This window comes from Streptomyces sp. NPDC027185 (assembly GCF_055567035.1).
Genome location: NZ_JBVHRF010000006.1, coordinates 222,944 through 249,659, shown reverse-complemented (window position 1 = coordinate 249,659; position 26,716 = coordinate 222,944). Strand labels below are relative to the sequence as shown.

Genomic DNA, 26,716 nt, shown 5'->3' with positions numbered 1-26,716 from the left:
ACCGGCCGGACCGGCCGGTCGACCCCGCCGACCAAGCCGGGCCGGTCCGCCGGGACGGAACGCCGCGGCGCGGCCCCGGAGCCGCGCCGCTCAGGCGGCCAGGGACGCGGCGTCGCCCATGACGACGACCGGGTGGCGGGCCGGATCGAGGAGGCGGAGCAGCCTGCGTACATCCGGGCGGGCGAGTCCGATACAGCCGTGGGTGGGACCGCCGTGGTCGACGTGGATCCAGATGCCGCCGCCCCTCTCCTCCCCGAGCGGTCTGGCCGGATCGAGAGGGGAGACGCCCCGCCGGCGGTTGTAGTCGATGGCGATGACGTGGTCGAACGACCCGGCCAACTCCTCCCCGGCGAACCCCCTGCCCCCGACCTGGAACGCGGACGACCGGCTGTACGGAAGGCGGCTCCCCGGATCGGCCAGCCGTCCGCCCGCGTCGCTGAGGGTGAAGACACCGACGGGGGAGCGGAGGTCGCCCATCCGGTGATCGCGGGTCCAGCCCCGCAGGGCGTTGCGCGCCGGCCACTGCCCACCGGCCTGCCACCCGGCGTCCGTCCGCTCGTACAGCACCGCCTTCGACCTGGACGAATTCCGGCCCGACCCGGTGACGACGAGCGCCTGCCGGGTGCGCTCCGGAACGTCCGCGAGGGTCCGGGGCCCCAGGCCGGGCAGCCGGTCCGGCAACGGGGCGCGGGCGCCCGCGGTGTGTGCGGGGAAGGCCGCGCCCGCGTCCTGCGGGACGGACACGGGCGCGGCCCGGGGGCCCGCGGGGGCGCCGCAGCCACCGGTCGTCACGAGGGCTGTCAGTGCCGCGGCGGTCAGGAGGGTACGGCGGGAGCACTTGCGTACGGGGCGTCCTTTCCCTGGGGTGCGTGTACGGGGCGGGCGTCCGGTAGGGGCCCGGCCTGGGGCGATCTCCGGGACGCGGGGCGGCGGACGGCGCCGTGCCCGGAGGGGGCCGGTGGTGCTGGAGGCAGTCGGCGGGGCTCGGGCCGGGTGGCGGGCAGAGCCCAGAGCTGGGCGCGTCCGGCCCGTCGGGCAGGGCCGCGCGAGCCCCCCCCCAGGAGCGGCCGAGGTCGCTCGGCTCGGGGCGGGCACGCCCCGGAAAACGCCGGTCCGGCCCGGGATCGCCGGCTGGGCCCGGCCCCGGCAATCGCCCGCCCGGCCTGGAAAACACGGGGTCGGTCCGGCCCCGGGAATCGCCGGCCCGGACCGGGCCCGTGAGGAGCATCCGCCGCTCCCACGGGCCCCGGCCGTCAGCGCGCGGCGCCCGGCCCGCCCGTAGGGGGCCCGTCCCCGAGGCGGGCGGAGCCGAGGATGTCCTCGGCCGCGCCGCGGGCCCCCGTGGGGGCGTCGCGTGCGCAGAGCGAGGCGCGCACCGTCACCGGCGGCCGGTCGTCGCCCCGGGTGAGCGTGCGGGCGGCGTCCCACTGCCGTGTCGCCCCGAGCGACCGGCATACCGCGCCGGGCGCCTTGGCCTCCTGGAGCCGGGGCCCGGCGGCGTCCGGGGCGGTCCCCGTGCGGAGGACGAGCAGCGCGTCACCGCGGGCCAGCGCCACCGGGGGAGCGCACGGCGTGTCCTTCGGCCGGTTCTTCGCGCAGGTCAGCCCGTCGGGCAGGGGGCGCGTGGCGGCGACGCCGAACGTCTCGCCGGTGGCGGGGTCCGTCACGTCACCGGCCTGCCAGCCCGGCGCCAAGCGCACGGTCAGCCCGGACAGTGCGGGAAAGCGCGCGGCCCGGTCGTCGTACGTCGCCGCGGGGCGCGGTGCGGCGGGTGGGGCGGACGCGGCGGGCGGCCGGACGAGTGAGGCCACCGTCGCGGCACCGGCCACGGCCAGCGCCGCCGCACCGGCGGCCGCTCTGCGCCGCCGTCGCCGCCGGATCCGCCACCGGACCTGCCCGAGCCGGTCGCCGGGCGCCGGCAACGCCGGAACGGCCCGCTCCAGCAGGGCCCGCCACCGCTGTTCCTCGTCACCGTTCACGGCCCGCACCCGTCCGGAGCTGTGCCTCGGCCGCCCCCAACTCCGCCTGGAGCGTCCGCAGCGCCTTCGCCGCCTGACTCTTGACCGTTCCCGGCCGGCAGCCCAGCGTCGCGGCGGTCTGCTCGACGCTCAGATCCTCGAAGTAGCGCAGCACGACGACGGCCCGCTGCCGCGGCGGGAGCCGCCGCACCACAGCCCCCAGCGCCGTCTCCAGATCGACATCGCCGTACGGGTCCGACGCCGCGGGCCGGTCCGGCAAGTCCTCGTACGGCACCTCTCCGCGCCACCGCCGCTGCCACCACGACGCGTGCGTGTTCACCAGTGCCTTGCGGATGTACGCCTCCGGATGGCCGGCCGCGATCCGCCGCCACTTGGGCCACACCTTGGCGAGCACGGTCTGCAGCAGGTCCTCCGCCTGATGGGCGTCGCCCGTCAGCAGCCACGCGACCCGCAGCAGCCGCGGCCCGCGAGCGGCCACGAACTCCTCGAACCCCGGCGTCGCACCCGTCACTCTCGCGTCCTTGCCATGGCGTCCCCGTCGAATTCCTACCTGTCACACAAGGGGAACGGGGTGGGGGACGAACGGGGTTGCCCCGCCGGGCGCATTCCTTTCACCGCGTCCGCGCCGAACGGGAACGCACCGGGAACGGCGCCCGCCGTTCCCGGTGCCGGAGGTCAAGGCAGTTCGCGCCGGACCAACGCGCGCGCGAACGGCTCCCCGGAACTCCGGGCGTACGCCAGCCGCTCCCGTACCTCCCGCAGAGTCCGGGGACGGTAACCGGGGCCGCCGCAGCAACTCTTGTGAAAACGCACCCCCGAGTTGAGCAGTACGGAGAGCACCCGCCAGCCGGCGGCATCGCGCTTCTTGGGCGCCGCGAACGCGGAACCGGCGTGAATCAACGGTTTCGCACAGCGTGGGCAGATCCGTTCCGGGTCATAGCGCTCCCGGTGGGGCAACTTGTACGAGCCCCGGCAGGGCAGACAGATATAAGAGGTCTTTCCGGCTGGCATACCGGAAGCGTAGACCGGCCGTTCCCCCGGATTCGACGGAATTACCCGCCGCCCGCCGTACGTACCCGCCGTGCTCCGCGGGACGGGCCGGACCGTTACCGGCCGGGCGGGCCGGACCATCAGTCGACCAGCCAGCCGGCCCGCCGGGCGTAGCTGCCCGCCTGGAAGCGGCTCTGGGCGCCCAGTTCCACCAGGAGTTCGGAGACGTGGCGGCGGTAGGTGGTGGTGGACATGGACAGCCGGCGGGCGGCCATCTCGTCCTTCATGCCGGACTCCAGCATGCGCAGCACCTCCCTGCGGACATCGTCCTTCGGGGCTGCCGAGGGGTCGCCGTCCGATGCCGTGAACGGGCGTCCGGACTCCCACATGCTCTCCCAGGAGCGGTAGAGGAAGCGGGCGAGCGAGCGGTCCCGGATGACCAGGGCGCCCCGGTTCGCGGGCTGGTCGGGGTCGGCGACGACGGCCGTGTCCGCGTCGAAGAGGATGATCCGGTCGGTGATGTGGCCGACGGTGCGGAACTGCACGCCCGCCTCGGCCACCGTGCTCAGGTGCTGGCGCATGTAGGGGTGGGACAGCACGGAGTGGGGGTAGAGCGTGCGCATCCGGATGCCGCGCTCGGCGGCTTCGGTGGTGCGGCCCCGTCCCTCGTCTATCACCGGCTGGGCGGGGAGCGAGGGGTGCGCGGAGGCGATCTCGACGCTCGCGGTCAGCGTGAGCCGTTCCAGGACGCTGCGGATCGCGTCGATGCCGGTCAGCCGTTCCACGCCGGTGCGGGTGTAGTGGCTCTGCCGGGCCTCCTCGAACACCCCGCGCATAACCATGACGTGGTTGTTGACCTGGTCGGACCGTTGCCGTAACTGCCGGATCCGGGCGTCCACGGGGCCGTTGAGATGGGCCGTGGCGACGTCGGGGCTGTTGGCGGTGTACGTGGGAGAGGCGCCGGGGTCCTCGCCCGGTGCGTCGGCGCCGGCGGTCTGCGTGGGGTGCAGCAGACGGAGGGCGGCGAGGTCGCGTACCGCTTCGGTGATCTCGGCGGTCGGACGGTCGAGTTCCCGCGCCACGAGCGCGGTGTGCAGAACGCCGTTCTCCAGGGCGATGCGGTAAAGCGTCTGGTGCAGTTCGAGCAGTTGCGGCAGCTCCTGGTCCGCCCCCACCCCCGTGCTGGGGTCCATTTTGCCCACTTTTCTTCCACTTTGAGTGGATTAGCCGTGACGAGAACTTGTCAGTGACTTTTCACCATCAGCTTTCAGTGGTCATCGGCACCCCCGCTCCGGCAAGATTTCCGTCGGGCGAGGGAGAACCTTTCGCCCGATAAAACTGGGGGAGAAAACCGTGAGCACCAGAAGTTCCGCCGCCGCGTTCAGCGCCACCTTTTTCCTTGCCGCAATTCACGGAGTGGTGACGACGGTCACCGCGGATACCGCCGTGAGCAGTCATGTCGGTGCGGACGACGTCATCTGGGGCAGCGTCGAAAGGTGACGCGGCGCCCCTGCGTCCTCTCCCCCCTCTCCGCACTCGGTCACCCTTTTTGAAATCCCGGCCAATGGTGACCGGATAATCGGATGAACCATACCCGACAGGCTTGTGGAGCAGGAGGGTTTGCGCTGCGCTGCCCCGCTCGACGGCGAGCCCTGCAGCGGGACCACCCGAATTCCGTACAACAGCAGGCGAAATCTGAGTCAAAAGCGAGGAAAGAATCGTGAAGATCGCGATAGTCGGCGCGGGGGGCATCGGAGGGTTCTTCGGTGGCCGCTTAGCCGCCGCCGGACACGACGTGCGGTTCGTCGCCCGGGGCGCCCATCTGCAGGCGTTGCTCCGGGACGGGCTCACCGTCCGCGGGCCGGACGGCGACCTCGCCGTCGAGCGGGTACGGGCGACCTCCGACACCGCGGAGATCGGCGTGAGCGACTTCGTGCTCCTGTGCGTCAAAACCTGGCAACTGCCCGCCGCCATCAAGGCGTTGAAGCCTCTGGTGGGCCCGGAGACCGGCGTGGTGACGTTGCAGAACGGTGTCGAGGCACCGGCGCAGGTCGCCGAGGCCGTCGGCCGGGAAGCGGTGCTGCCGGGCGTCGCCAAGGTCATCGCGCGGCTGGCGGGGCCCGGCGTGATCCAGCACGTCGGCGGCGAGGGATCGCTGACCTTCGGGGAGTGGGACGACCGGGTCACCGACCGCGCCCAGCGGCTGCGGGACGCGCTCACCGAAGCCGGCGCGCGCGGCATCGTCGCCGGCCGGATCTGGTCCGAACTCTGGGCCAAATTCCTGTTCGTCGTCCCGTTCGGCTCCCTCGGCGCCGTGACGGACGCGGGCTTCGGTGAGCTGCGCTCCCGCCCCGGAACCCGCCGGCTGCTGGCCGACGCCATGGCCGAGGTGGCGCGCCTGGCCCACGCCGCGGACGTCGAACTGCCCGACGACATCGTCGACTCGACGCTCGCCTTCATCGACCGGCAGCCCGCCCAGGGCACCTCCTCGCTCCAGCGGGACATCCTGGCCGGTCTCCCCTCCGAACTCGACGCCTGGACCGGCGCGGTGGTGCGGCTCGGCGACCGCCTCGGTACGCCGACCCCCGTGCACGACACGCTGTACGAGGTGCTGAACCTGCGCGAGGAGCGCGCCCGGACGGCGCGTACGCAGGACGGCGACGAGGACGGCGAGGACGGCAGAACCGGGGGCGGCGGGCGATGACCGGAGCCTCCGGAACCGCCGCGGAGACGGCCGGCCCCACCCACACACCCGGCACGCCCGATCCGGCCGTCACCGTCGACATCGCCGTCATCGGCGCGGGCCCGGCCGGCCTCCACGCCGCCTACTACGCCGGATTCCGCGGCCTGACCTGCGCCGTCATCGACGCCCTCGACGAGCCGGGCGGCCAGGTGGCCGCGCTCTACCCGGAGAAGGCGCTCTACGACGTCGCCGGGCACCCGGCGGTCAAGGGACGCGAACTGATCGACAACCTCGTCGCGCAGGCCGCCGTCTTCACCCCGCGGTATCTGCTCGGCCACGCGGCGACGACGCTCACCCGGCGCGCCGGGGGCGGCTGGAGCGTCGGCACCGACCGCGGCCACACCGTGCACGCCGGGGCCGTCGTGCTCGCCGTGGGCCTGGGCCGCTTCACGCCCCGCCCCCTGACCTGCGCACTGCCGTACCTGGGCCGGGGCGCCGCCCACCACGTACCGCGCCCCGCGGACCACGCCGGACGGGACGTCGTCATCGTCGGCGGCGGCGACTCCGCCGTGGACTGGGCCCTGGCCCTCGCCCCGCTCGCCCGCAGCACCACTCTGGTGCACCGGCGCGCCGCCTTCCGCGCCCACGAGCACAGCGTGAAACAGCTCCACGACGCGCCCGTACGGGTCCTCACCGACGCCCAGGTCACGGCCTGCCACGGCGAGGGACGGCTCGAAGGCGTGACGATCACCCACGGCGGGGAATCGGCGCAGGTCCCGGCACAGACCCTGGTCGCCGCACTGGGCTTCACCGCCCACCTCGGCCCGCTCGCCGACTGGGGAGCGCGGCTGGAGCACCGGGCGTTCCTGGTGGACCCCGCCACCCAAGGCACCGACCTGCCGGAGGTGTACGCGGCCGGGGACGGCTGTGTCCGGCCCGGCCGGGTCCCGCTGATCTCCGTCGGCTTCGCCGAGGCGGCCACCGCGGTCAACCACGCCGCCGTGGCGCTGCGCCCCGGCAGCCGGCTGGCCCCCGAGCACTCCTCCGACGCCCCGCCCCCTGACCGCACCGCGCGGAAAGGTGTCTGACGCCGTGGAGTTGAAGAAGCTGACCGTACTCCCCGACGGGCTGGAGATCATGCTGCCCGCGGGCTCCCGCCTCACCGACATCGAGTACGAGACGCCCGAGCGCGTCATCCCCTTCGGCTGCCGCTCCGGAGCGTGCGGCGCCTGCGTCGTCGAGGTCCTCGAAGGCGCCGACGCGCTGGGCGGGAGCGACGACGACGAACGGGACTTCCTGGAGGACCTCGGCAGGTCCGAGGGCTCCTACCGCCTGGCGTGCCAGTGCCGGCTCCACGGTCCGGCGACCATCCGCCTCGCCGACTGACGCGCCCCTCTCCGCCTTCCTTTCACCGCGCGCACCGCACCGGCGGGACCTGCCGCCGTGGCCCGACGGCCCGCGGCGTCGCCCGTGCGCGCCCCGAACCATCTCCATTCCCGGAAGAAACCCGCCCGAACGGGCCCATCAGAGGGAGACCCATGTCCAACCGAGTCATCAACGTCGGCTACGACAACCGCCGGCCGTTCCTGAGCGCGTCCGCCTCCGCGAAGCTGCGCGCCGAGATCGATGTCCTCCTCGACCGGCAGGTCGAGGAGTGGTACGAGACCGTCCCCGCCGCCGCCCACCTGGAAGGCAAGGACGTCAACTCCGAGTACTACAAGCGGAATCTGATCGAGACCGCCTGGCGTATCCGCCTGCTGCGGGTGGCCGAGTCCAAGGCGCTCACCGAGATCGCCAAGCGGAGCCCGGAGGCGGCCCAGGTGTGGGCCAACTACGAGCAGGAGGAGATGCTCCACGACGAGCTGTTCATCGACGACCTCGCCAAGGTCGGCGTCAGCCGCGAGGAGTTCCTCTCGGTCGAGCCGTACCTGTCGACCAAGCTGCTCACCGGCTACTTCTCGTACCTGCTGGACCACGAGGGCCCGCTCGGCGTGGTCGCCTACTCGTACCTGGTCGAGTACGTGAACGTGAAGCTGGAGCCTCGCAAGCTCGTCGCGCTCAAGACTTCCGTCGGCGAGAAGAACATCGGCGGCCAGATCAGCCACTCGCACACCGACATCAACGACGACCACCCCGGCGAGGTGTGGGCGGCGCTGCGCCACCTGATCCGCGACGAGCAGGACATCGAGGCGCTCAAGCGCTACCTCCAGGAGCACCAGCGGCTGCTCGCCCAGTACTTCGAGGAGCTGTACGCCAACACCCTCGGCGCCGAGGCGAAGGCCACCACCGCGGCCTGACCGCACCAGACGCTCCCGCCTCCCCTCCCCCTTCCCCGTGCTCCCGGGGGAGTGGAGGCGGGAGCACCCCGCACCCCGTACCCACCGAAGGGACCGCAAGGTGAGCCACCCGGACACGGCACACGGCGAGGGCGTTCTGCTGCTCAGCCACGTCGGCTTCTCCTTCATGGAGGACCTGATCGCCGCGCTGGACGCCCGTGGACTGGCGTCCTACGTCCTCAGTTCACGGCCCGAGCCCGAGCACCTGCCCACCCGGCGGGCCGACCTGGAGGCGAAGGCCACCCGTGTCCGGTGCACCGACGACCCGGTGCTCACCCGCGCCGACGTCGAGTCGTACCTGACAAAGCTGCGCGGGCGCGGCGCACGCGTCAGGGCCTGCGTCACCGTGTGGGAGGGCTACCGCCATCTGATGGCGCACGCCAACGCCCTGCTCGGGGTGGCCGACCTCGCTCCGGACCAGGTCCTGGCGCTGCGCGACAAGCTGACCCTGCGGCAGACGCTGACGGCGGCCGGGCTCAGCCGGGTGCGCGCCGAGGCGCTCACCGAGGAGTCGCTCGCCGCCCACCAGCGGCGCCCGGGGAAGTTCTTCGTCAAGCCCGTCAGCGGGATCGCCTCCTACGGGACCTTCCCGCTGTCCGCCGCCACCACCTGGGCGGAGATCCGGCGGATCGCCGAGGAGTCCCGGGACGACAGCGTCTACGCCTCCGCCTTCGGCGACGACGGGATCGCCTTCCTGGTCGAGGACTACCTGCCGGGGCGCGAGTTCAGCTTCGAGGTGCTCGTCGCCGACGGTGAGGCGTTCGTCGTCGCCGTCCACGAGAAGTGCGAGGTCACCGAGACCGGCGGCGCCGTGCTGGAGAACGCCTGCACCAGCCCGCCCGTCTCCGCCGGCCCGGAGGAGACCGCCGCCGGTCTGGCCTGGGTCACCGGCCTCCTGGCCCACCTGGACCTGCGCTGGGGCTGCTTCCACGTCGAGGCCCGGTTCGACGGCGACCGATGGGACCTGATCGAGATCAACCCGCGCGTCGGCGGCAGCCTCATCTCGCCCAGCGTGCGCGAACTGAACGGCGAGGCCGGACTGCTCGACCTCTGGCTCGACCTGCTGCTGGAGCCCGTCGACCGGGACCGGCTGCGCCGCCTGTCCTACCGCCCCGACGGCACCGCGCCGACGCCGCACGCCACCTTCTTCCGCGTCTTCTTCGCCGAGCCCGGCCGCATCGAGCACCTCGGCGTCGCGGACGACCTGCCGCTCGCGCCCGTGCTCGCACAGATCCTCCTCGGCGAGGGCGACACCGTCGAACCCCGCTCCCGCGAGGTGTTCCTCGGACAGCTGCTGTGGCGCTTCCCGCTCGCCGGGCGCGACCGCCTCCTGCCGGAGCTGGAACGGGCCTCCGCCCACGCCGTCGACGTGCGCTACGGCCCCCTGCCGCGCTGACCGCCGGACCACCCATCCCAGGAGGCGACCCTCATGCCCACCGCACCGCCCAGATTCCTGATCGTCGACTACAACCTGAGCCGCGTCGACGACGTACGGCACATGCGCCGCTACGCCCGCGAGCGGCACGGCGCGCTGACCACCCTGGTCCGCGCCCGGCCCGGTGAGCAGGACACCCGCATCAGCGACGAGGTGATCGACCTCGACCCGCTCGACGCGGACTTCGCCGAGCGGGGCGAGAAGCTGCTGGGGCCGCGCCGCGCGGAGTTCGCGGCGGGCATCGTCTTCTCCGACAACGCGGTGCGCAGCGGCGCCGAACTGCTGCGCCGGCTGGGCCTGCGAGTGGACGCGCCGGAGCCGGCCGAAGCCGCGTTCTGCAAGCTCGCCTACCGCGAGGCGGAGCACGCCGGCGGCGCCCTGCTGAGCGCCCAGCGGGTCCTGGTGCCCGACTACACCCGCGTCGAAACCGTCGCCGACCTGCGGGAATTCGCCCGGCGTCACCCCGGCGGCTTCGTCGTCAAACCGGCCAAGGAGGGCAACAACCGCGGCGTCGTCCTCGTCCGCCCCGGCGACGACCTCGACGCGGCGTTCGCCGAGGTCCGCCCGTACGTCCGCGACGGGGTGCTGTGCGAGCAACTCATCCCTTACCGGCGTGAGTTCTCCTACGACGGCCTGGGCAGCCTGTCCTTCGTCACCGAGAAGATCAGCGCGGCCGGGCGGTACCCGGTGGAGGTGGCGCAGGTGCTGCCCGCCCGGGTGAGCCCCGCCGGACACGCCACGCTGCGCCGCGCCGGACGGCTCGCGAACTGGCTCGTCGGCCAGTGCGACGGCCCCTTCCACAACGAGATCAAGCTCAGCGACGACGACACCCACGCCGCCGTCGTCGAGCCCAACCGCCGCCCCGCCGGAATGCGGATCTGGTCGCTGGCGTCCTGGGTGCACGGCGTCGACCTGTACGAGAAGTGGGTCGACGCGGCCTTCGGCCTCCCGGCGGGCGGCGACCTGCCGGCCGCGGACCGCTCCGCCGCCACCGTGATGCTCGGCGTCGCCGCCGACCGCGGTTTCGCCCCGTCCGACGTCCGCCCCGGCGCGGCCCCCTTCGACGACGCCCTCGCCGCCACCCGCGCCCGCCACGGTCTCGCCGCCGACGAACTGACCGCCGCCGAGTTCGGCTGGCTGGCGCGCGAGCGCCGCGAGCTGCACGCCGTCCCCCGCGACAACGCCGACTTCGCCGCCCGGTGCTGTGTGCTGCTGCACTCCGCGCACGCCGACATCCGGGACGTCGTGCACACCCTGCGCGAGCTGTGGCCGGCCGCGCTGGACGCCGCCTGCGACGCACCGGACACCGACCGCCGTAGCACCTTGCTGGAGGTTTGCCGATGAGGATCCTGATACTCCACCGCATCCCCTACCCCAAGATCGAATATCACCGGGGCATCGACCACGACCACCACGACGTCACCTACCTCGGCACCGCCACCGCCCTCGCCACCCTCCCCGCCGGCCTGCGCGCCACCCGCGCCGTCCGCCCCGGCGAAGGATCCACCTACGACGAGGCCGTGGCCTGGCTCGGCGGACAGCACGGGCGCTTCGACCGGATCATCTCCATGTCCGAGTACGAACTGCTGGACGCGGCCCGGCTGCGGGAACGCCTCGGCGTGCCCGGCGCCCGGGTGGAGCGGGTCCTGCTCGCCCGCGACAAAGTGCTGATGAAGAGCGCCGTCGAACGGGCCGGGCTGCGCGTCCCGCGCTTCCTGCCCCTCGCCGACCTGCTCAAGCGCGGCGGCGCCGCCCCGTGGCAGGGCCGGACGGTACTGAAGCCGCACCGCGGCGCCTCCAGCGAGAACGTCGTCGTCTTCACCACCCCGCGCGAGGCGTACGAAGCCGTGACCGCCCGGCGCTCCTCCGCCGCCGACCTGGACACCCCGGCCGACAACGGTGAGGCGGTCGCCTCGTACCAGGTGGAGGAGTTCGTCGACGGGCCGGTGCTGCACTTCGACGGGCTGGTGCAAGGCGGCCGGGTGCTCGCCCTGACCGGCAGCGAGTACCTGGGCACCTGCCTCGGCTACGCCCAGGGCCGGCCGCTGGGCTCCTTCCAGATCCCGCTCACGGACGACGCCGAACGCTGGGCGGACCGCGCCCTGGCCGCCGTCGGCATCCGCGACGGCAGCTTCCACCTGGAGGCCATCCGGGACGGCGCGGGCGAGCTGGTGTTCCTGGAGGTCGGCAACCGGGTCGGCGGCGCCGACGTCGCCGACACCTTCGAACGGCGCACCGGCATCCACCTGCCGTCCTGGGAGCTGCGCGTCCTGCTCGGCGAGGACGTGGCCGCCCGGCTGCCCGGACCGCCCGCCGACCGCGCCTGGTACGGCTGGTTCGTCCACCCGGGACACCACCTCGGCGCCGGTGTCCTGGAACGCCTCGACGGCACGGACGGATTCCGCGCCGAGGCGCTGACCTGGCACGAACTCCCCGAAGGGACGCCGCTGCCCGACCACATCACCTACGGCGCGCACGAGACCGTCCTCACCGGGACCATCGGCGCCGCCTCACCGGACGGGACCAGGGACTGGCTGACCCGCCTGTTCGGTTCACTGCGCCTGCACGCCGCGGCGCACCCGCACGAAGGAGCACAGACATGAGCGCGTTGCGGTTCCACTGGGGATCGGCGCTGGACAGCGGCCAGCAGAAATCCACCGAGAAGTACCGCTCGGACGTCCTCGACCTCGACGGCGCCCTGGACTTCGCCCGCGAGGCGGACGCGCTGGGCGCCGAATCCCTGCTGATGGCGCAGAGCTACACACTGCCCGACCCGGTGCCGCTGCTCGGCGCGATGGCGCGCGAGACCCACCGCGTGAAGTTCATCCTGGCGTACCGCCCCGGTCTGCTGTCCCCGACCCTGTTCACCCAGCTCGTCAACACCCTCTCCTGGATGTCCGAGGGCCGTATCGCGCTGAACCTGGTCGCCGGTATCTCCCCCGTGGAGCAGGCGTACTACGGCGACTTCCTCGCCCACGACGACCGGTACGCGCGCGCCACGGAGTTCCTGGACGTCCTGCACCGCTTCTGGCGGGGCGAGACCCCGATGACGTACCAGGGCGCCCACTACCGCCTGCGCGACGCCCAATTGGGACTCGCCCCCTACGCCGGACGGCGCCCGGAGATCTACGTCAGCGGCGCCTCCGAGCCCGCCCAGCGGCTGGCGCTGGAGCACGGGGACTGCTGGTTCCGCTACGGCGACGTCCCCGAGAAGATCGCCGAGGTGACGGGGCCGTTCCTGGCACGCGACCGCGAGGTCGGCCTGCGCATGCAGATACTGGCCCGGCCCACCCGCGACGAGGCGCTGGCCGACCTGGCGGAGGTGATGAGCGAGACCGACGCGACCCACCGCGATTTCGTCGCCCGCTTCGTGGCCGCCGCCGACTCCGAGGCGGTACGCAACTCCTTCCGGCTCGCCGAGGAGGCGGACGGCGGCTGGCTCTCCCCGCTGCTGTACTCCGGCGCCGTCGCCTACCGCGGCGGCCCCGCCCTGTGCCTGGTGGGCAGCTACACCGAGGTCGCCGGCTACCTCATGGAGTACAAGGCCGCCGGGGTGGCCCAGTTCATCTTCTCCGGCTGGCCCGCGCGGGACGAGATGCGGCACTTCTTCACCGGCGTGCTGCCGCTGGTCCGCGAACGGGAGGCCGCGGACCGGCACGCCGTGGCGGCCGGAGGGGCGCGGTGAAGCGGAGCCGCCCCGAGCGCGTACGCCGCTTCCTGTTCGGCACCGGAGTGCTGGCCGGACTGCTGGCGGAACAACTCGTCCTCTTCGCCGTCCCGTTGCTCATCTACCAGGAGACCGGGAAGGTCACCACACTGGGCGCCTCCTTCGCACTGGAGTGGCTGCCCGCGCTGGTGATGTACCCGTTCGCCGGGCTGCTGGCCGACCGCGACGGCGGCACCCGGCTGTTCACCCGCGCCAACTCCGCCCGCGCCGCGGTCCTGGTGCTGACCCTCGTGCTGTGCCTGGCCGTCCCCTCCTGGACCGTCGGGGTGCTGATGGCCAACGGAGCGCTGCTGGCGTCGGTCATGCCCGCCGTCCGGATGTCCGTGGAGAAGGTCGTACCGCAGCTCGCCCAGGGGGACGACCTGCCGCGCACCCAGGCCCTCTTCCAGAACATGGAGCTGCTGGCCCAGGCCCTCGGACCGGGCCTCGCCGTGCTCGCCGCGGCCGCGCTCGGCAAGGTCTGGCTGCTGGGGATCGCCGCCACCCTGTTCGCCGCCGGCGCCGCCTGCTGGCTCGGACTGCCGCGGCCGGCCGGTTCGGGCGACGGCCCCGGCAGCGTCCGGGTGATCCTCGCCGATCTGCGGCTCGGCCGGCGGCTGCTGGTGACCAACCGCCCCGTCCTGCTGCTGGCCGGCCTGAACTTCGCCATCAACCTGGCCTTCGCGACGATGCTCAGCGCCAACGCCGCCGTCGTCACCGGCGAACTGCGCGCCCCCGAGTCGTCCTTCGCCCTGCTCAACACCCTCGTCGGCGTCGTCGGTCTGGCCAACCTCGCGCTCACCCCGCTGCTGGTACGGCGGTTCGGCGTGCCGTTCCTCGGCGTGGTCGGCTACATCGTCCAGTGCGCCGCGCTGCTGCTGCTCTCCTTCGCCCCGACCTTCGCGCTCTACGCCACCGGGTTCGTCGTCGCGATGGGCGGGGTGGCCTACTTCAACGTCTTCAACCGCACCCAACGCGTGAAGGTCATCCCCGGCGAACACCTGGGCAAGGTCATGGGCCCTTTCTTCCTCGTGGGCCTCACCCCCTACCCGGTCGCCGGGCTGCTCGTCAGCACCCTGGGCGCGTCGGTGGGCCCGCAAGCCCTGGTCGCCGGGCTCACGGTGCTGCTCGCCGCCGTCGGCGCCCTCGCCCTGCCGGTGACCCTGCGCAGCTTCCGCGCGGCGCTGCGGACGCCGCCGGAGCCGGACGCCCCCCTGACCACGCCCTCCACCCCGGCGGAGGCATGAGCATGAGCCCGACCCCCACCCGGGGCATCGACCGGTTCGCCGGGCACCCCTCCGAGGACCGGCCCGGCAGCCGGCTGCCCCGCCCCACCGGAGCCCGTCGGGCGCGGGCAGCAGGCCACCGGCGCCGGGCCGCCCTGCGCTGCCGCCTCGCGGACCGTGCCCCGGCCGGCGCCCACGACGTCCCCGTGGGCGAACCGGCCGGACCGCACTGCGGCCCACCGCCCCGCCCCCTCCTGCACCGGCGGAACTTCCGCACGGGCACCGAGACGACCTTCAGCGACGAACCGGAGAATCCGCTGCGATGAAAGCCCGACACGTACTCCTCGCGGTGGTGATCACCGCGATCTGGGGATTCAACTTCTCGGTGACGAAGATCGGCCTGGAGACGGTGGACCCGTTCCTGCTGACCGGTATCCGCTTCACCCTCACCGCCTTCCCCGCGGTCCTGGTGGTCCGGCGCCCCGACGTCCCCTGGCGCTACCTCGCCGGATACGGCCTGATCTTCGGCGTCGCCCTGTGGGGCGTGGTCAACCTCGCGGTGCAGGCGGGCGTCTCCGCGGGCATCGCCTCCCTGGTCCTGCAGCTCAGCGCGTTCCTGACGATCCTGCTCGGCGCGGTCGTCTTCCGGGAGAAGCTCGCCCGGCACCAGATCGCCGGCACCGTCATCGCCCTCGGCGGCCTCGCCTGCACCGCGTTCCTCACCGACGGCAGCGTCACCCTCGCCGGCCTCGCCCTGGTGGTCCTCGGCGCGTTCTCCTGGAGCGCGGCCAACGTCCTGATGAAGAAGGCGGCCCCGGACCGGGTCGGCGCGTTCCTGGTGTGGTCCTGCCTGTTCTCACCGATACCGCTGTTCCTGCTGGACCTCGCGGTGGGCGGCACCGCCGGCTTCGAGCACCTCGGCTCCGGGCTCGACCTCACCGCCGTGGCCTCGATCCTCTTCCAGGCGTACCCCAACACCCTCCTCGCGTACGCCATCTGGAACTGGCTGCTCAAGGAGTACCCGGTCTCCACCGTCGCCCCCCTCTCCCTCCTCGTCCCCCTCTTCGGCATCACCGGCTCCGTACTGATCTTCGGCGAGCAACTCCCCGCCCTCAAACTCCTCTCCGGCCTCCTGATCCTCGCCGGCCTGACCACCAGCCTCTACGGCGCCCGCATCCGAAACGCCCTCTCCACGCGCCGCGCCCCACAGCCGTCCACCCCCGGCCCCGAGACCGCTCCCGATCCGGCATCTGCGCCCACCTCCGCGTCCGAGCCCGCGTCTTCGTCCCCGTCCGAGGAGGCCACGAGATGACAGCGCCCGCGGTGATCCCCGGGGTGGTCGACGGAACGGTCACGGCATCGACAGAACCCGACGGCACGGTCTCCCTGCGCATCACCCTCGGCGACCACACCGCCGACGGCGACTACATAGAACTCCTCATCACCGCCGAACACGCCGCCCGCATCGCCACGACCCTGCTGCGCCCGACGAACACCTCCGCGCCCCCGCCGATCCCGACGAACACCTCCGCGCCCCCGCCGATCCCGGCGGCCCCCGTGACACCCCCGCCGATCCCGGCAGACGCACCCGGGACCACGACGGCACCCTGCTCGGTCGGGGTCCGGCTCACGGCGGGGGCTACGGGGGCTACGGGGGCGCTCCGGGGATGAGGGGGCAGGGGGCGCCGGAGCGCTGGGTCCCGGTCCCACACGTGCGCCTGCGCGCCCTACGCGCCGCAAAACCCAAGGCCCTGCCACCCATTCCGGTGGCAGGGCCTCTGACCTGCAATTCCCCTGTGCCCCCGGCAGGATTCGAACCTGCGACACCCGCTTTAGGAGTTTTCCCTGGGCGGGGCTGTGACCTGCGCAAAAGCCGACCGGAGGGTGTGTGACCAGGGGAAACGTCCCTCTCCAGCTCTCAGTGTCGTGGTGGGCATCTACCTCACCCGCCGGAGAACGCTCTGGTCCTGGCGGCAATTGGTCGAAGCCACCGCCCCGAGGATGTCAGTAGGGTGGGTTTATGCCGAAGCACGAACCGTTCATCATCGACGGAGTCACTTACGAGCGCGATTCAGCTCTGGGAGAGGGCGGTTCAGCCGTGGTGTGGAAGGCCCGCCGTAAGCCCGATGGTCAGGTGTTCGCAGTCAAACGGATTGAGAAGGACCGCAACGCGGACTCCGCTCGCAACAAGCGTTTCAAGCAGGAGATCGAGTACGGACAGACATCGAGCCACCCGAACGTCGTGAGCATCCATGCGCGCTCAGAGGACGCGAACTTCTTCTACTACGTCATGGACTTCTACCCGATGACGCTGCGAAACGTGATCAACGACGAAACCGATGCTGACATTCTTCTCGACTACGCGCGCCAGCTCTGCGATGCGCTCGCGTACGTGCATGGCGACGGCATAGTGCATCGTGACATCAAACCCGAGAATGTCCTCGTCGACCCTGATGCGCGACGGCTCGTCCTGGCCGACTTCGGCATCGCGCATTTCAAGGACTCCTCGCTCACGAAGCGCAGGGACTTTCTGGGGAACCGGAACTACCTCGCTCCCGAGCAGATGGTGAGGAACAACGCCCTCGATATCGGCAAGCCGGCGGACATCTTTGCGCTCGGCCTCGTCATAACCGAGATGTTCACGAAGCAGAACGCCCGAGGGCGACGACACGCGCTTGTACGCGACCGCTATCCCTTCCTGGCCGACCTCGACCTGATCGTTGAACAGATGCTGCTCCAAGACGAGGCACAGCGGCTCCGCATCGACGCCGTACGCGGCATGCTTCGGGTAACCCTTCAGCGGATCGACTCGACAATCGAGGAGATCTCCGATGATCTGCGCCCCAACGAAGCGTCCGCCGAGATCTCGTCCGGCGAGGTCGAGCGGGTCCTCGGCCGTGCCGCGAGAGACGTGCTGTCGGCGAAGTATGTCTTCGAGCGGGTCGCCGACGGAGAGCTCGACCGATTCAACCTCAACTATCACTGCGAGGTTGCGTACCGGGTGAGCACGGAGCTGTTCAATACGTGTGCTCAATCCGTTATATATGCCTCGTGCAAGGCGAAGTTCGACTATGAGGGCGCTGGGCGGTGGGGCGAGAACGACGACGCTTTCGTATTGTCGGCCGCCAAGCCGGAGCTCCAACGCGAGTTGGAGACGATTCTGGCTGATTTCCCCCTCCCTCGGTCTTCGCTCTGGGACGGTCTGCCACGGCGGTCGGCTCACTTGTTCCGGTTCTGCAAGGACTACCACTGCAAAGAGCTGCTGACGAGCATCCGCGAATCTGTCTACGGTGAAGGCCATGGCTCGTTGCGGATGAATCTGGTCAACGCCCCGATCCTCTGGATCACCCGCTGGATGCGTACGATTCTGGACACCGGCTACCTGGAGTTCGACAAAACAGTTCGCGAGGACATTGGTTTCGAGCGCCACCTCTCGGTGCTCTGGGACAAGACGCTTCCGTTGGATTCAGCCCGAGAAGCGGTGGGAGTGGATCTGTTGACCGAGCCGATCAACGCCGACGACGTCGCCGGCACACTGCAGGCGCTTGAAGCGAAGTGGGGTGTCTCCGTGGGAGAACTCGCAGACGGTGGGTACTCGGTCATGTTCCGGTCACGCAACATGTACCGCTGCTTCCGCGATGAGGCGCTCGCCCTCGCAGAACCGGGCTCGGTATTCGAGGCCGACGTCCTAGATCTGCTCCGCCCTGAGGCGGAGTTCGACGACCTCGTCGCGCTCACGTGGGATCGGGACTTCGACGTGGCCATCACGCTCGGGAAGGTCCTTGGCACCCGCACGCGCTAGTGTCCTGAGTTCGAAGTTCAAGGGCGGTCATAGGGTGGGTGGTGCCTGGTCCGAAGCCGTAGTCGCTGGAGTTGAATCGGCGGCAGCGGTTCTTCGTACCGGCGGTCGCCGAGGCGGACCTCGGCCACCTCAAGCTCACTCCACGCAAGCTGCGGCACACGGCGGCCGCCCTGGAGGGCGTTGTCGCAGTGTGATCGCTGCCTGATCCGTGCAGAGGTTCGCCGGGCGCTGCCCGAAAGATGGGGAGGGCGGAACCCGGCGCCAGGGCACGGCTCAGTCTTTGCCCGGAGTCCGGTTCATATGCGGTCGCATAACGGCTTCCACCGCCTCGGCAGCGTCCCGCATCGCCTGTCGGCTGATCTCTTCGGGGACCTCGCGGTCGTCGTAGACGAAGAGCCGTCCGTCCACGAGCTGGGTCTTCGGCTGCCAGTCGAGGCGACGGCCGGCCTCGCGGGCGGCACGCCGTACGTCCTTGAGCTCGCCCTCGCCCATCTCTTCGAGGTCGCTGCTGCTCAGGATCAGCTGCCCGTAGTAGCCCTGGTAGTCGGGCTTCAGCTCGGCCTCCATGAGGCTCCCCAGGCGGGCGACGAGGTTGTCGTGGCGGCGCTTGGCCAGTTCGTCCTTGGCGGGCATCGCGGTACAGCTCCCCCTCGGCGTACACCCCATGTGTGCCAAATCCGTGCCGGAAGCCGGAAGCCGGAAGCCGGAAGCCGGAAGCCGGAAGCCGGAAGCCGGAAGCCGGAAGCCCTGCCACCCACTCCGGTGACAGGGCCTCTGACCTGCAATTCCCCTGTGCCCCCGGCAGGATTCGAACCTGCGACACCCGCTTTAGGAGAGCGGTGCTCTATCCCCTGAGCTACGGAGGCGTGGGCCTGTGGGAGACCTTGGGGAAGACCCAGCGAGTGGATCTTCGGTCTCGTGTGCAAGCCCGCGGGTCAGTGGGGGCTGCGGATGATCGCGACGGTTTCCCGGGCGGACATCTTGTGTGACCTGGCCACTGACGTGAACAGCGTAGCGGATCGGGGTGGAGCGGTGGGTGAAGTACGGGGGCTTCAGCTGTCGCGAGGTATTTGACCTGCGGCTTCTTGCTTCTGGCTGTTGAGTGAGGGCTTGCTTGGCGGCCTGCGGTGGTGGCGGTTCCGTCCGCTGCGTCGGTGGTTTCGGGGTCGGGTCCGGGGTGGGTGGTCCGGATCTGCCGGGGAGCCCGTGACCAGATGCGCTACACCGTTGCGGACGGCTGGTGCCGGTCCGGCCCTGGCGGGCCGATGCCCAGGTGCGCGGCGATCTTCTCAGCCACCTCGGCGGCGCAGTCGGTTATGTAGAAGTGGTCCCCCGCGAAGGGCACCACCTCGCTGCCGGCTGTCGTGCTGAGCCGCCATCGGTCGAGTTGCTCGGCGGTGAGAATGTCGTCGGTGCCGTGGCACACCACGATCCGGCTGCCGGTCACGGTGTCGCTGTGCGTCCGTACGAATGAGTCGCACACCGAGAAGTCCGCGCGGAGCAGTTCGGCGGTCCGTTCTCGCAGCTGCTCATGGGCGAGAACCTGCGGCGGCAGGCCGCCGAACCGGGCGGCGGTGTCCAGGACCACGTCGTCGTCGGCTTCCCGCGGATCGCCGCCGAACAGCGGGGATGCGGCGCGCGGTCCTGCGTTGGCGGAGGCGAAGAGTGTTCCGCAGTACGCACCGCCCGGGGTGCCCTCGAAATGTGCGGCGAGGAGCAGTCCGAGATAGGCCCCCATGCTGTGTCCGAAGATCGCGAATTCCCCGGTGATTCCGGCCCGGGTGACCTGCTCGGCCAGGTCACCTACGGCTTCCCGGGCCGAGAGGGCGGGCTTCTCCCTCCATCTGCGCCCCCGGCCGGGAAGCTCCGGCACGAGGGCGTGGATCTGCTCGGGCAGCGCACGAAGGAGCGGGCCGAAGACCTGTGCGGATCCGCCGGAATGATGCAGGAGAACCACCGGGAAAGGGTTCACGAAATTTCCTCCGGACCGGGTTTCGGCTCACGGTGCCTGGCATCCAGCCAGCGGCCCGCCAGGGCGGCGAAGAGGATGAAACCTCCGCCGGCCAGCTGAGTGGGCCCCAGGTGTTCACCGAGCAGCACGACAGCGAAGACGGCGGCGAAGAAGGGCTCGGTGGAGAGGACCAGCCCCACCCGGGTGGGGCTGGAGACCCGCGCGGCGTGCAGTTGAACGAGGAACGCGAAGGCTGTGCCCAGCACGCCCAGGTACAGGATGACAAGCCAAGCGCCGACCGGCAGCCGGCCGATGTCCTGCAAGGTCTTTACGGGGTGTGCGAGGGACAGCACCAGGCCGCCGGCAGCCACCACCCACAGCTCGATCGCGGTGATCCGCAGGAGTGAGACGTCCTCTCCCTTGGCCCGGGAAGCGAAGAGCACGATTTGGCTCGCTCTGATCAGCGCGGCACCCAGGATGATCAGGTCGCCGCTGCGGACCGACAGGCCCTGCTCGAAGGTGAGGAGCGCGCAGCCCGCCAGGGAAAGCAGCGCCAGCAGGTAAATGCCGCGGGCGACCCTGCCTTTGAGGAACACCCGCTCGATGATCGGTACGAGCATGACGGACAGGGCGATCAGGAAACCCGCATTGGACGCCAGGGTGTAGCGCACCCCGAGGGTTTCCAGGAAGAGAATGCCGAACAGCAGGACCCCGAAAAGCACGCCCAGCTTCAGTTCGGTCCGGCTGGCGCTGCGCCAGGTCCGGAGGGACATCAGGGTGATGCACAGGGCGCCGAGGGCGAAGCGGAGAAACAGAAAGGCCGGTACGGACAGGAAATGGCCGACCCACTGCATGGCCACGTAGGTCGATCCCCACACGACGGCCACGGCGAGTACGCCAAGGTCCGCCGCCCACGTATTCCGCCGACCGGTTGCGGACTCCTTCGTTAATGTGACGCCGGGGCTTCCGGTGAGGCTTTCGCCGGCGACGTCAGGCGTGTTCAACGGTGTACCCCACCTTGAGAACGCCGCCCTTGACCTTGAGGGACCGCAGCGAAAAGCCGGTGAGCCGGCCCAGCGACGTCACGTGGGTTCCGCCGCAAGGGTCTTCATTCAGGCCGTCGATGACCACGACCCGCTGGTCACCACGGTCGATCGCGTACACCTTGTGATCGGATTCGATGGCCCGGAGCGTACGTTCCTCGACCGTGGCCGCGAGCTGGTCCAGATCGGGCCGCTCGGCGCCTGCTTGGAATTCGATGCGGGCCTGGCCGGGGAAGTGATTGCTGACTTTGTGCCGGAACCCCAGCTCGCGGATGAATCCGTCCACGACGTGGCCGCAGGTGTGCAGGGCGGCGTGCAGCCGGCGGGACTCGGGATCGACGGCGCAGCTGACCTGCTCGCCGATCCGGAACTCGCGGGTACTTGCGAGCCGGACAACATGGCCGTCCGCTTCGGGGGCCTTGAAGGGGTGAGCCTGCGCATCGGCGACCGTTCCCCGGTCGCTGGGCTGGCCGCCGCCCTGGGGGTGGAAAATATTTTCCTCCAGCTCCACCCAGGGTCCCTTATCACTTGTGCCGGCGCCGGTGACCCGGGTGTCGACGGTGAAGTGGTAGGTGTCCTCAAGGTAGATATGGCGTTGTGGCACCGGTTCCTCCGCGGTGTGCTGGGTTCTGCGCTTGGTGGCAGGGCATATGCGGCGCCCTGCCACCGCGTCACGCTGTGTCAGAAACGGCGAGGGGTGAACACATAACCCCGCCTGCTGTGTTCGGCGATGGTGTTGATTCCGTAGGTGTCCTCACCGGATACGAGCACCGCACCGTAGTTGTCGAGCGGGATGCCGCCACCGTATTCAGCCACCTGTGCCGTGTCGGGGTAGACCTTCACCTTGGTCGGCACATAGCGGGCGGCGAACCCCATGCGGTAGTCCTTCTTGCTGCCGGTGTGGGGAAGCGAGGCGTGCATCAGGGTGGACCAGAAGATGACGCATTCACCACGCTTCATCACCAGGGGAAAGGCCTGCGATTCGTCCGGCTTCCAGTTCGGATCCTTCTGCAACTGCCGATAGTCGTAGCCGAAGAAGCCGCGCCGGATCCCCTCCTTCTCGCGGGAGTTGATCGCGTTCGGATCGTAGTCCATGGCTTTGGACTCGTCGTAGTTCATCTCCCGGTGAGTGCCCGGCATGAGCTGGAGGCAGCCGTTCTCCTTGGTGGAGTCCGTGAACGCGGTCCATACGGTGATCGTGCCGCCGAAGGGGGTCTCGCCGTCCTCGGCGGGCCACTTGATCTGCGGCTTCTTGCTGGCATTGGCGAAGGTGGCCGCCTGGTGCCAGTCGGTGCCCTCATCGCCGGGGTACTTGGGGAAGAACTCGGTCCGCCAGCAGAGCACATCGGGTCCGAGTATGGAGGCCACCCGGTCGACGATCTTTCGGTTCATGATGTGCTCGGAGAGCAGATCCACATCGAGGTGGCGGTCGTAGTTCGAGATGTTCGTGCCGCCGCTGAGCGCGTCATCGGGGTAGACGGCCTTGGAACGGTCGGGGAGCCGGCGCCGGATGGTGTCCCACCGCTCCTCCATCTCCTCCGGCTCGAAGATCTTGACCGGGCCGATGAAGCCGTCCCGTTCGAACTGCGCGAGCTCCTCGGCACTGAGCCGGAAGTCCCTCTCCTCGCTGGCCGTCATGTGAGCCGTCCCTTCTGAGCTGTCACGGTGTTCCGTACGAGGGTGGTGCGTGCGGCGTCGCTCATCTCTCGGCCAGGCGGGAGGCCAGTTCGGCCGCGGCCGAGGCGAGGCTTCCTTCGAACAGCGTCTTGAGGTCGTAGTCGGCGCCGAAGGCGGCCTTGGCGTGCTCTCCCAGCTGCAGGGCGAGCATCGAATGCCCGCCCAGGTCGAGGAAGTTGTCCTCCGCGTGGACCTCCGGCTCCTCAAGAAGCTCGGCGACCCACTCCAGCGTGCGGCGCTGGATCTCCGCCGCCTCACGTTCGGTGTGTGCTTGGGACATCACGTACCTTCTCCTGTCGTTGCTGTTCCCAGATCCGGGCCACGGCGGCCCGGTCCACCTTTCCGTTGACGGTTCGTGGCAGGCCGGGCAGCGGTTCGTAGCTCGCGGGCCGCATGTAGGAGGGCAGCAGTCCCTGGACGTGGCGGCGCAGGGCCCGCGCGTCCGGTGAGGCGCCTCCCGTCACCTCACCCGCGACGAAGGCGCAGACCAGCCGCTCGTCACCGGGTTTGAACTCCCGCACCCACACGACCGCGTCGACGACGCCGTTGTACGAACGCACGGAGGCTTCGATGTCGCTGAGCTCGATGCGGTGACCGCGCAGCTTGACCTGGAGGTCGGCGCGGCCGTGGTAGATCAGGTCGCCCCGCTGCCGACGGCTTACGAGATCACCGGATCGGTAGTAATGGGAGGGCCCCAGGCCGTCGCCGTCCGGTACCGGAGCGCGGGGGAACCGTTCCGCGGTGAGCTGGGGCCGGTTCAGATAGCCCTCGGCCACTTGCGGCCCTGCCAGCCACAGCTCGCCCGGCTCGTCGGCACCGGCCTCCCGGCCGTCCTCCGTCATGATCCGCGCGGTGAACCCGGGGAGCGGGCGGCCGATGCACGAGACGTCCTCGCGCAGGCCCTCCTCCGTGTACTCGTGGAACGTGGAGTGGACGGTGGTTTCGGTGATCCCGTACATATTGACCAGTCGTGGCTGGTCAAGGCCGAAGCGCCGGGCCCAGGGCCGCAGTATCGGTGGTGTGAGCTTCTCGCCGCCGAAGACGACGTAGCGAAGGTCGGGCAGGTCCGTGTCCTGCCGTATCGCTGCCGTCGCCAGTGCGCCGAACGCGGTCGGCGTCTGGTTCAGGACGGTGATCCGCCGGTCGGTGAGGACCTTGAGGGTTTCCTCGGGTGACCGGGAGGTCCAGTGAGGCAGGACCACCAACCGGGCGCCGGTGGACAGCGGCCCCCAGATCTCCCAGACGGAGAAGTCGAAGGCGATGGAGTGGAAGAGCAGCCACCGGTCGGAGGAGGTGAAGGTGAAGAGCCCGGACGCGGCGGCGAGGAGAGCGACCACGTTCCTGTGCCGCACGGGCACGCCCTTGGGCTGTCCCGTCGTCCCGGAGGTGTAGATGATGTAGGCGGTGTCGTCCGGCCGCGGGCCGGGTGACTCGGTGCCGTCCGGCGCGGCAGGCGCCGCTTCGGCGGGATTCAGGGCGGGCCCCGGCCGGCCGAGCGCCGCCACAACCTCCTCCGCGATGACCGGTAACCCGGCCGGGACGCTGCCGTCCGCGTCGCCGAGGAAGGCGGTAGCACCGCAGTCGGCGAGGATGAACGCGTTGCGGGAAGGCGGATTGCGTACGTCCAGCGGTACGTAGGCCGCGCCCGCTTTGAGGATTCCCAGCATGGCCGCGATGGCCTCGGCGCCCGGAGGCATCCGCAGGGCGACGCAGTCACCCCTTGCCACGCCGTTCCCACGTAACGTCGTACAGACGGCGTTCGACCATTCGTCCAGCTGGGCGTAGCTGACCGTGCGCCCTTCCGATTCGACGGCTGGGGAATTTCCCGACCGCGCGGTGGCGGACAAGAGGAGATCGACGAGGGTGACGGCGGGGTGACCAAGGGATTGAGTGGCCGATAATGGCGCATGGTGCGTCAACGTGCCTCCCCACATGGCGTGTCAGAAAGGTACTGCTGAACGGTTGCGCTCAGTAGCCACACTTCCACGTCGCAAATCGCCCGCAAAGGTGATTCGTCATCAAGTTATCTTCGTTACAGGTGGCTTCTTGTGGTTTAAGCCCCGGCAGCCATGTGAAAGTCGCAGGTCGCGACGGGTGTACGGCGAATGTGGCGGCGAGCGCGAAGTCATGGGTCACCGCTGTGACCGGCCGACCGCGGTGGTCCGGGCGCGTGGGGAGCGTGCTCCGGGGAAACGCTGAGCGTCGGCGGAGGATGCTCAACCGGGATCCGGACGGTGGGGCGCCGGTCAACGGTGCTGCCACGCCGACCGGCATTCGATTTCGTGGAATGTTCCGCGAACGAGAAATGATCCTTTTCGGGAAAGCCCTGCTCAGGGCGGCTGACCTGCGGCGACGAAGATTTCCGCACGCCCCGCGGGGGCGGGCGTCGGGCTCGGCGGGCGGAGGGCGCCGGCGCTGGGCCCCGGGCGCCGGGCATCGGCGAAGGGCGCCGGGGTCGCCCCCGCTCCGGGCCCGGCCTTACGCCTCCACCCCCTCCACCACCACAGGTAGATGACGTGGGCCCCTCAGGACCGCGTTGCGGCGGTACGGCGGGGGGTCCTCGGCGAGGCGGGGGTTTTTGAGGCGGCGGGTGAGTTCGGTGAGGGCGATCTGGGTTTCGAGGCGGGCGAGGGGGGCGCCGAAGCAGGTGTGGATGCCGCTGCCGAAGCTCAGGTGCTGGTTGTCCGCGCGGTCGGGGAGGAAGCGGTCGGGGTCGGGAAAGCGCTGCGGGTCGCGGTTGCCGGAGGCGAGGAGGAGCCAGAGGGAGGCGCCTTTGGGGATGGTGGTCCCCGCGATGTCGATGTCGGTCAACGTGGTGCGCTGGGGCAGGAGTTGGACCGGGGGATCGTAACGGAGGAGTTCCTCGACGAAGGGGGCGGCGAGGGCGGGGTCGGTGCGGAGGCGGTGGAGGAGGGCGGGGTCGCGGAGGAGGGCGAGCATGCCGTTGGTGATGAGGTTGACGGTGGTTTCGTGGCCGGCGATGAGCAGGAGGGCCGCGGTGCTGACCATCTCCAGGGGGGACATCGCGCCGTCGGGCCCGTGGTCGGTGGCCATGGCCGAGAGCATGTCGTCGCGGGGGGCGCGGCGGCGTTCCTCGATGAGTTCGGAGAGGTAGGCGGCGAGGTCGGCGCGGGCCCGGCGGACGGTCCGCAGCTGGGTCTCGCGCTCCTCGGGGGTGCCCTGGACGGGGTCGAGGCCGGCGGCGAGGGTGTCGGCCCAGACGTGGAAGCGGGGTTCGTCCTCGCGCGGGACGCCGAGGAGCCGGCAGATCACCGTGACGGGGAAGGGGTAGGAGAAGTTGTCGACGAGGTCGAGGTGGTCCCGGTCGTGGAAGCCGTCGATGAGGTCGGTGACGATGGCGGCCAGTTCGCCCTGCATGGCGGAGACGCGACGGGGGCTGTGCGGCGGGCCGAACGGACGCATCGCCAGTCCGCGCAGCCGGTCGTGTTCGGGCGGGTCGAGGCGGAGGAACGTCGGCGGCAGGTTCGGGTCCTCCTCCTGGCCCAGACGCGCGGCGGCCTCCGGGTTCAGGTTGCGGGCGTCGGAGCTGACGCGCGGGTCGTGCAGCAACTCCTGGATCTCCCAGTACGTGCTGACCAGGTAGGCGCCGGTCTCGTCCCGTACGACGGGGGTCTTCCGTAGCTCCGCGTAGAGGGGGTAGGGGTCGGCGCGGTGGGCGGGGTCGAGGATCTGCCGCAGGAGGGCGACCGACGTCATGGGGGGTTCCTTCCGGGCTGCGGGCGGGTGGAGCCGGCTCAGCGGCGTGCGGGCCCCGGGGGGCCCTGGGCTTGCGGTGCGGGGCCCGGCGCCACCGGGCTGGCGTCGCCGCGCGGCGACGCGTCGAGGCTTCGTGAGGCGGGTGCTCAAGGCCGGCGGTTGCGGGCGTGT

28 protein-coding genes and 1 tRNA gene are annotated in these 26,716 nt (G+C 70.7%); 15 read left to right on the top strand and 14 right to left on the bottom strand.

The window, feature by feature from the left end; genetic code table 11:
* Nucleotides 1-90: 90 nt before the first annotated feature.
* The 5 genes from ACZ4M8_RS21105 to ACZ4M8_RS21085 form a co-directional block, all read right to left on the bottom strand.
* The gene (locus tag ACZ4M8_RS21105; RefSeq protein WP_467609542.1) at nt 91-744 is read right to left on the bottom strand and encodes a L,D-transpeptidase family protein; all 654 of its coding nucleotides are present in this window, start codon (nt 742-744) and stop codon (nt 91-93) included.
* A 509-nt stretch (nt 745-1,253) separates the two neighbouring features.
* Nucleotides 1,254-1,979: a hypothetical protein gene (locus ACZ4M8_RS21100; RefSeq protein WP_467609540.1), complete on the bottom strand. Its 726-nt coding sequence runs from the start codon at nt 1,977-1,979 to the stop codon at nt 1,254-1,256.
* A complete protein-coding gene (locus ACZ4M8_RS21095; RefSeq protein ID WP_467609538.1) occupies nt 1,969-2,490 on the bottom strand; it encodes a SigE family RNA polymerase sigma factor in 522 nt (173 codons plus the stop codon). The genes ACZ4M8_RS21100 and ACZ4M8_RS21095 overlap by 11 nt, the downstream gene beginning before the upstream one ends.
* 164 nt (nt 2,491-2,654) lie before the next feature.
* Entirely contained in the window at nt 2,655-2,990 is a 336-nt protein-coding gene (locus tag ACZ4M8_RS21090; RefSeq protein ID WP_467609536.1) for a deoxyxylulose-5-phosphate synthase, read from the bottom strand.
* Nucleotides 2,991-3,109: 119 nt separating this feature from the next.
* Nucleotides 3,110-4,162, bottom strand: a complete 1,053-nt coding sequence (locus ACZ4M8_RS21085) for a response regulator transcription factor (RefSeq protein ID WP_467609534.1) — start codon at nt 4,160-4,162, stop codon at nt 3,110-3,112.
* 160 nt (nt 4,163-4,322) lie between these two features.
* On the opposite strand from ACZ4M8_RS21085, the gene ACZ4M8_RS21080 reads away from it, so the two are divergent.
* The 15 genes from ACZ4M8_RS21080 (at nt 4,323) to ACZ4M8_RS21010 (ending at nt 18,351) form a co-directional block, all read left to right on the top strand.
* On the top strand, nt 4,323-4,469 hold the full coding sequence (locus ACZ4M8_RS21080; RefSeq protein ID WP_467609532.1) for a hypothetical protein: 147 nt from the start codon (nt 4,323-4,325) through the stop codon (nt 4,467-4,469).
* A gap of 220 nt (nt 4,470-4,689) precedes the next feature.
* The gene (locus ACZ4M8_RS21075; RefSeq protein WP_467609530.1) at nt 4,690-5,673 is read left to right on the top strand and encodes a 2-dehydropantoate 2-reductase; all 984 of its coding nucleotides are present in this window, start codon (nt 4,690-4,692) and stop codon (nt 5,671-5,673) included.
* Nucleotides 5,670-6,740 carry an NAD(P)/FAD-dependent oxidoreductase gene (locus ACZ4M8_RS21070; RefSeq protein ID WP_467609528.1) on the top strand — a complete coding sequence of 357 codons (1,071 nt, stop codon included), beginning with the start codon at nt 5,670-5,672 and terminating at the stop codon, nt 6,738-6,740. The genes ACZ4M8_RS21075 and ACZ4M8_RS21070 overlap by 4 nt, the downstream gene beginning before the upstream one ends.
* A gap of 4 nt (nt 6,741-6,744) precedes the next feature.
* Nucleotides 6,745-7,038: a 2Fe-2S iron-sulfur cluster-binding protein gene (locus tag ACZ4M8_RS21065; protein ID WP_467609526.1), complete on the top strand. Its 294-nt coding sequence runs from the start codon at nt 6,745-6,747 to the stop codon at nt 7,036-7,038.
* A 152-nt stretch (nt 7,039-7,190) separates the two neighbouring features.
* On the top strand, nt 7,191-7,949 hold the full coding sequence (locus ACZ4M8_RS21060; protein ID WP_467609524.1) for a hypothetical protein: 759 nt from the start codon (nt 7,191-7,193) through the stop codon (nt 7,947-7,949).
* Between the two features lie 100 nt (nt 7,950-8,049).
* Nucleotides 8,050-9,384, top strand: coding sequence for an ATP-grasp domain-containing protein (locus tag ACZ4M8_RS21055; RefSeq protein ID WP_467609522.1), 1,335 nt, complete (start codon nt 8,050-8,052; stop codon nt 9,382-9,384).
* Between the two features lie 33 nt (nt 9,385-9,417).
* Nucleotides 9,418-10,767 carry an ATP-grasp domain-containing protein gene (locus tag ACZ4M8_RS21050; protein ID WP_467609520.1) on the top strand — a complete coding sequence of 450 codons (1,350 nt, stop codon included), beginning with the start codon at nt 9,418-9,420 and terminating at the stop codon, nt 10,765-10,767.
* Nucleotides 10,764-12,026: an ATP-grasp domain-containing protein gene (locus ACZ4M8_RS21045; RefSeq protein ID WP_467609518.1), complete on the top strand. Its 1,263-nt coding sequence runs from the start codon at nt 10,764-10,766 to the stop codon at nt 12,024-12,026. Before ACZ4M8_RS21050 ends, ACZ4M8_RS21045 begins: the two co-directional genes overlap by 4 nt.
* Nucleotides 12,023-13,108, top strand: a complete 1,086-nt coding sequence (locus ACZ4M8_RS21040) for an LLM class flavin-dependent oxidoreductase (protein ID WP_467609516.1) — start codon at nt 12,023-12,025, stop codon at nt 13,106-13,108. The genes ACZ4M8_RS21045 and ACZ4M8_RS21040 overlap by 4 nt, the downstream gene beginning before the upstream one ends.
* On the top strand, nt 13,105-14,376 hold the full coding sequence (locus ACZ4M8_RS21035; RefSeq protein WP_467609514.1) for an MFS transporter: 1,272 nt from the start codon (nt 13,105-13,107) through the stop codon (nt 14,374-14,376). Before ACZ4M8_RS21040 ends, ACZ4M8_RS21035 begins: the two co-directional genes overlap by 4 nt.
* Before the next feature lie 2 nt (nt 14,377-14,378).
* Nucleotides 14,379-14,681 (top strand): hypothetical protein, encoded by a 303-nt coding sequence (locus tag ACZ4M8_RS21030; protein ID WP_467609512.1) that lies wholly within the window; start codon nt 14,379-14,381, stop codon nt 14,679-14,681.
* Nucleotides 14,678-15,667, top strand: coding sequence for an EamA family transporter (locus ACZ4M8_RS21025; protein ID WP_467609510.1), 990 nt, complete (start codon nt 14,678-14,680; stop codon nt 15,665-15,667). The genes ACZ4M8_RS21030 and ACZ4M8_RS21025 overlap by 4 nt, the downstream gene beginning before the upstream one ends.
* Complete coding sequence (locus ACZ4M8_RS21020) at nt 15,664-16,026, top strand: hypothetical protein (RefSeq protein WP_467609508.1); 363 nt, start codon at nt 15,664-15,666, stop codon at nt 16,024-16,026. Before ACZ4M8_RS21025 ends, ACZ4M8_RS21020 begins: the two co-directional genes overlap by 4 nt.
* Before the next feature lie 349 nt (nt 16,027-16,375).
* Entirely contained in the window at nt 16,376-18,157 is a 1,782-nt protein-coding gene (locus ACZ4M8_RS21015) for a serine/threonine-protein kinase (RefSeq protein WP_467609506.1), read from the top strand.
* A gap of 71 nt (nt 18,158-18,228) precedes the next feature.
* Nucleotides 18,229-18,351 carry a hypothetical protein gene (locus ACZ4M8_RS21010; RefSeq protein ID WP_467609504.1) on the top strand — a complete coding sequence of 41 codons (123 nt, stop codon included), beginning with the start codon at nt 18,229-18,231 and terminating at the stop codon, nt 18,349-18,351.
* A 79-nt stretch (nt 18,352-18,430) separates the two neighbouring features.
* On the opposite strand, the gene ACZ4M8_RS21005 is transcribed toward ACZ4M8_RS21010, so the two are convergent.
* The 9 genes from ACZ4M8_RS21005 to ACZ4M8_RS20965 form a co-directional block, all read right to left on the bottom strand.
* Entirely contained in the window at nt 18,431-18,823 is a 393-nt protein-coding gene (locus ACZ4M8_RS21005) for a hypothetical protein (RefSeq protein ID WP_467609502.1), read from the bottom strand.
* Between the two features lie 127 nt (nt 18,824-18,950).
* Nucleotides 18,951-19,023: transfer RNA gene (locus ACZ4M8_RS21000), tRNA-Arg, on the bottom strand.
* Nucleotides 19,024-19,376: 353 nt separating this feature from the next.
* Nucleotides 19,377-20,129: a thioesterase II family protein gene (locus ACZ4M8_RS20995; protein WP_467609500.1), complete on the bottom strand. Its 753-nt coding sequence runs from the start codon at nt 20,127-20,129 to the stop codon at nt 19,377-19,379.
* On the bottom strand, nt 20,126-21,112 hold the full coding sequence (locus ACZ4M8_RS20990; RefSeq protein ID WP_467609498.1) for a DMT family transporter: 987 nt from the start codon (nt 21,110-21,112) through the stop codon (nt 20,126-20,128). Before ACZ4M8_RS20990 ends, ACZ4M8_RS20995 begins: the two co-directional genes overlap by 4 nt.
* On the bottom strand, nt 21,099-21,755 hold the full coding sequence (locus ACZ4M8_RS20985) for an alanyl-tRNA editing protein (RefSeq protein WP_467609496.1): 657 nt from the start codon (nt 21,753-21,755) through the stop codon (nt 21,099-21,101). The genes ACZ4M8_RS20990 and ACZ4M8_RS20985 overlap by 14 nt, the downstream gene beginning before the upstream one ends.
* A 77-nt stretch (nt 21,756-21,832) precedes the next feature.
* The gene (locus tag ACZ4M8_RS20980) at nt 21,833-22,789 is read right to left on the bottom strand and encodes a chlorinating enzyme (RefSeq protein ID WP_467609494.1); all 957 of its coding nucleotides are present in this window, start codon (nt 22,787-22,789) and stop codon (nt 21,833-21,835) included.
* Between the two features lie 61 nt (nt 22,790-22,850).
* Nucleotides 22,851-23,108: a phosphopantetheine-binding protein gene (locus ACZ4M8_RS20975; RefSeq protein ID WP_467609492.1), complete on the bottom strand. Its 258-nt coding sequence runs from the start codon at nt 23,106-23,108 to the stop codon at nt 22,851-22,853.
* The gene (locus tag ACZ4M8_RS20970; protein ID WP_467609490.1) at nt 23,083-24,762 is read right to left on the bottom strand and encodes an amino acid adenylation domain-containing protein; all 1,680 of its coding nucleotides are present in this window, start codon (nt 24,760-24,762) and stop codon (nt 23,083-23,085) included. Before ACZ4M8_RS20970 ends, ACZ4M8_RS20975 begins: the two co-directional genes overlap by 26 nt.
* A 544-nt stretch (nt 24,763-25,306) precedes the next feature.
* A complete protein-coding gene (locus tag ACZ4M8_RS20965) occupies nt 25,307-26,545 on the bottom strand; it encodes a cytochrome P450 (protein WP_467609489.1) in 1,239 nt (412 codons plus the stop codon).
* Nucleotides 26,546-26,716 lie beyond the last annotated feature (171 nt).